The sequence below is a fragment of the Pseudomonas sp. BN102 genome (assembly GCF_029871245.1).
Taxonomy (GTDB): Bacteria; Pseudomonadota; Gammaproteobacteria; order Pseudomonadales; family Pseudomonadaceae; genus Metapseudomonas.
The window spans coordinates 1-4212 of the sequence record NZ_SSON01000014.1; the positions used below are offsets into that span (position 1 = coordinate 1).

The window sequence follows — 4212 nt, forward strand, 5'->3', positions numbered from 1 at the left end:
TCAGCCGCGGTAGTAGCGCTGCGGCACGAAGGGGGTCTTGGCCACCTTCATGGCCACGCGCTTGCCGCGCACCAGGGCCCAGACCTCGCTGTCCAGGGCCGCATGGCGGGCGGCGACGAAGCCCATGGCCACGGGCGCGCCCAGGCTGGGGCCGAAGCCGCCGCTGCAGACGCGGCCGATGGTGGCGCCTTCGGCGTCGACGATCTCGGCACCCTCGCGCACCGGTACGCGCTCCAGGGGCAGCAGGCCGACGCGCTTGCCGGTCACGCCGTCGCGCTGTTGCGCGAAGATGCGCCCGGCGCCGGGGAAGCCGCCGGCACGGGCGCCATCGGCGCGACGGGCCTTGGAAATGGCCCAGGTCAGGCTGGCCTCGATCGGCGTGGTCGCGCTGCTCATGTCATGGCCATAGAGGCACAGGCCGGCTTCCAGGCGCAGCGAGTCGCGGGCACCGAGGCCAATCGGCTCGACCTCCGGCTGGGCCAGCAGGGTACGGGCCAGGGCTTCGGCCTGGGCCACGGGGACGGAGATCTCGTAACCGTCTTCGCCGGTGTAGCCGGAGCGGCTGACGAAGCAGTCCACGCCTTCCAGGCGCACGCTGCCGAACTGCATGAAGGTCATCTGGCGCACTGCCGGGGCGAGGCGGCCGAGCACCTCCACCGCGGCCGGGCCTTGCAGCGCCAGCAGCGCGCGGGATTCGAACAGCGACTCGATCTGGCACTGGCCGGCCAGGTGCTGTTGCAGGTGGGCCAGGTCCTGCTCTTTGCAGGCGGCATTGACCACCACGAACAGTTCGTCCTCGGCCAGGCGGGCCACCATCAGGTCGTCGAGGATGCCGCCGTTCTCGTCGGTGAACATGGCGTAGCGCTGCATGCCCACCGGCAGGTCGAGGATGTCCACCGGCACCAGGCTTTCCAGCGCCCGGGCCGCATTGGCGCCACGCAGGATGATCTGGCCCATGTGGGAGACGTCGAACAGGCCGGCCTGTGCACGGGTGTGCAGGTGCTCCTTGAGCACGCCGAGGGGGTATTGCACCGGCATGTCGTAGCCGGCGAAGGGCACCATGCGTGCGCCGAGTTCGAGGTGCAGGGCGTGCAGCGGGGTTTGGGCGAGGTCGGTCATGTACGGCTCCAAAGTCAAAGTCAGTGCGGGTTGGGGCGGCCCTCTCCCCCGGCCCCTCTCCCTGCAGGGAGAGGGGAGACAAGCCCCCTCTCCCGCGTGCGGGAGAGGGTTGGGGAGAGGGCGCTCTTCAGCATTCGATGATGTTCACCGCCAGCCCACCGCGGGCGGTTTCCTTGTATTTGCTCTTCATGTCGGCGCCGGTCTGGCGCATGGTGCGGATCACCTTGTCCAGCGAGATGAAGTGCTGGCCGTCGCCGCGCAGGGCCATGCGCGCGGCGTTGATCGCCTTCACCGAGCCCATGGCGTTGCGCTCGATGCAGGGCACCTGGACCAGCCCGCCGACCGGATCGCAGGTCAGGCCGAGGTTGTGCTCCATGCCGATCTCGGCGGCGTTCTCCACCTGCTGCGGGGTGCCGCCCATGACTTCGCAGAGCGCGCCGGCGGCCATCGAGCAGGCCACGCCGACCTCGCCCTGGCAGCCGACTTCGGCGCCGGAGATCGAGGCGTTCTCCTTGTAGAGGATGCCGATGGCGGCGGCGGTGAGCAGGAAGCGCTCGACGCCGTCGTCATTGGCACCGGGGATGAAGCGCGTGTAGTAATGCAGCACCGCCGGGACGATGCCCGCCGCGCCGTTGGTGGGCGCGGTGACCACGCGGCCGCCGCTGGCATTCTCCTCGTTCACCGCCAGGGCGTAGAGGTTGACCCAGTCCAGCACCGCCAGGCTGTCCTTGAGGCTGGCTTCCGGATGCTCGCTGAGCTGGCGGTAGAGCGCGGCGGCGCGGCGCTTGACCTTGAGCCCGCCGGGCATGATGCCTTCCTTGCGGCAGCCGGCCTTCACGCAGTCCTGCATCACCTGCCAGATCTTCATCAAGCCGTCGCTGGTTTCTTCAGGCGTACGCCAGGCCTTCTCGTTCTCGCGCATCAGGTCGCTGATGGAGAGCCCGCTGGCGCTGCAATGGGCGAGCATTTCCTTGCCGGACTTGAAGCGATAGGGCAGCGGCGTGCGGTCTTCGACGATGCGATCCAGCCCGGCGGCTTCCTCGTCCACCACGAAGCCGCCGCCCACCGAGTAGTACTCGCGCGAACGGATCTGGATGCCGGCGTCGTCGAAGGCGCGGAAGATCATGCCATTGGGGTGGTAGGGGAGCGGCTTGCGGATCATCGCCAGGTGCTCCTTCTCCACGAAGTGGATCGGCTTCTCGCCACCCAGGCGCAGTTCACCGCTCTGGCGGATCGCCGCCAGGCGCGCATCCACGCTTTCAGTGTCGACGGTATCCGGCTGCTCGCCTTCCAGCCCCAGCAACACGGCCTTGTCGCTGCCGTGGCCCTTGCCGGTGGCGCCGAGGGAGCCGTAGAGCTCGATCTTCAGGCTTTGGGTGTCGGCCAGCAGGTTCTCCCGGCGCAGGCCCTCGACGAAGCGCGCGGCGGCGCGCATCGGGCCAACGGTGTGGGAGCTGGACGGGCCAATGCCGATCTTGAACAGGTCGAAGACGCTGAGGGACATGACGCGCTCCTGAGCTCGCGCTCGGCTTTTCTTATTAATCAGCGTAGACAGCGCGGCGGATCGGGCGCTAAGGCCCGACCGCCGCGCAGCAGAACGGGCTGTAGGAGCGAGCTTGCTCGCGAACGGCTCTGGCGAAAGAGCTTCGCCAGCAAGCTGGCTCCTACGAAGGCCAGCCGTCAGGCGTCCTGATAGGCCTCGATGGACGGGCAGGCGCAGACCAGGTTGCGGTCGCCGTAGACGTTGTCCACACGGCCCACCGGTGGCCAGTACTTGCCTTCCACCAGACTGGCGGTGGGGTACACGGCCAGTTCGCGGCTGTAGCGGTGGATCCACTCGCCGACCAGCTCCTGGGCGGTGTGCGGGGCGTTCTTCAGCGGGTTGTCGTTGGCGTCCAGCTCGCCGCTCTCCACTGCGCGGATTTCTTCGCGGATGCGGATCATGGCGTCGCAGAAGCGGTCCAGCTCCTCCTTCGACTCGCTCTCGGTAGGCTCGATCATCAGGGTGCCGGGCACCGGGAAGGACATGGTCGGGGCGTGGAAGCCGTAGTCGATCAGACGCTTGGCCACGTCGTCGACGCTGATGCCGCTGCTCTCCTTGAGCGGGCGCAGGTCGAGGATGCACTCGTGGGCCACCAGGCCGTTCTCGCCGGTGTAGAGCACCGGGTAGTGCTCCTCCAGGCGGCGGGCGATGTAGTTGGCGCTGAGGATCGCCAGCTGCGAGGCACGCTTGAGGCCTTCGCCGCCCATCATGCGGATGTACATCCAGGTGATGGGCAGGATGCTGGCGCTGCCGAAGGGCGCGGCGCTGACGGCGCCTTCCTTGCGTGCCATGTGCGCGTGGCCGGGCAGGAAGGGCGCGAGGTGGGCTTTCACGCCGATCGGGCCGACGCCGGGGCCGCCGCCGCCGTGGGGGATGCAGAAGGTCTTGTGCAGGTTGAGGTGGGACACGTCACCGCCGAACTGGCCCGGGGCGCAGAGGCCGACCATGGCGTTCATGTTGGCGCCGTCGATGTACACCTGGCCGCCGTTGGCATGGATGATGTCGCAGATTTCGCGGATGCCTTCCTCGAACACGCCGTGGGTGGACGGGTAGGTGATCATCAGTGCGGCGAGGCGGTCCTTGTGCTCCTCGGCCTTTGCCTTGAGGTCGGCGATGTCCACGTTGCCACGGGCGTCGCAGGCGGTCACCACCACGCGCATGCCGGCCATCTGGGCGGTGGCGGGGTTGGTGCCGTGGGCCGATTGCGGGATCAGGCAGATGTCACGCTGCCCTTCCCCACGGCTGGCGTGGTAGGCGCGGATCGCCAGCAGACCGGCGTATTCGCCCTGGGAGCCGGCGTTGGGCTGGAGGGACACGGCGTCATAGCCGGTGGCCTTGCACAGCATGGCTTCCAGTTCGCTGGTCAGCTCCAGGTAGCCGGCGCTCTGTTCGGCGGGAGCGAAGGGGTGCAGGGCACCGAACTCGGCCCAGGTCACCGGGATCATCTCGCTGGCGGCGTTCAGCTTCATGGTGCAGGAACCCAGCGGGATCATGCTGCGGTCCAGCGCCAGGTCCTTGTCCGCCAGCTTGCGCAGGTAGCGCATCAGCTC

Annotated in this window: 3 protein-coding genes; all 3 read right to left on the reverse strand. The window is 68.4% G+C overall.

What is annotated here, in order from left to right; genetic code table 11:
- The gene (gcvT, locus tag E8F12_RS01055) at positions 1–1119 is read right to left on the reverse strand and encodes a glycine cleavage system aminomethyltransferase GcvT (RefSeq protein WP_280323374.1); all 1119 of its coding nucleotides are present in this window, start codon (positions 1117–1119) and stop codon (positions 1–3) included.
- 127 nt (positions 1120–1246) lie between these two features.
- Positions 1247–2623 (reverse strand): L-serine ammonia-lyase, encoded by a 1377-nt coding sequence (locus tag E8F12_RS01060; RefSeq protein ID WP_280323430.1) that lies wholly within the window; start codon positions 2621–2623, stop codon positions 1247–1249.
- A gap of 176 nt (positions 2624–2799) precedes the next feature.
- Positions 2800–4212, reverse strand: a 1413-nt coding sequence (gene gcvPB, locus E8F12_RS01065; RefSeq protein ID WP_280323431.1) for an aminomethyl-transferring glycine dehydrogenase subunit GcvPB, incomplete at its 5' end; no start/stop codon positions are given.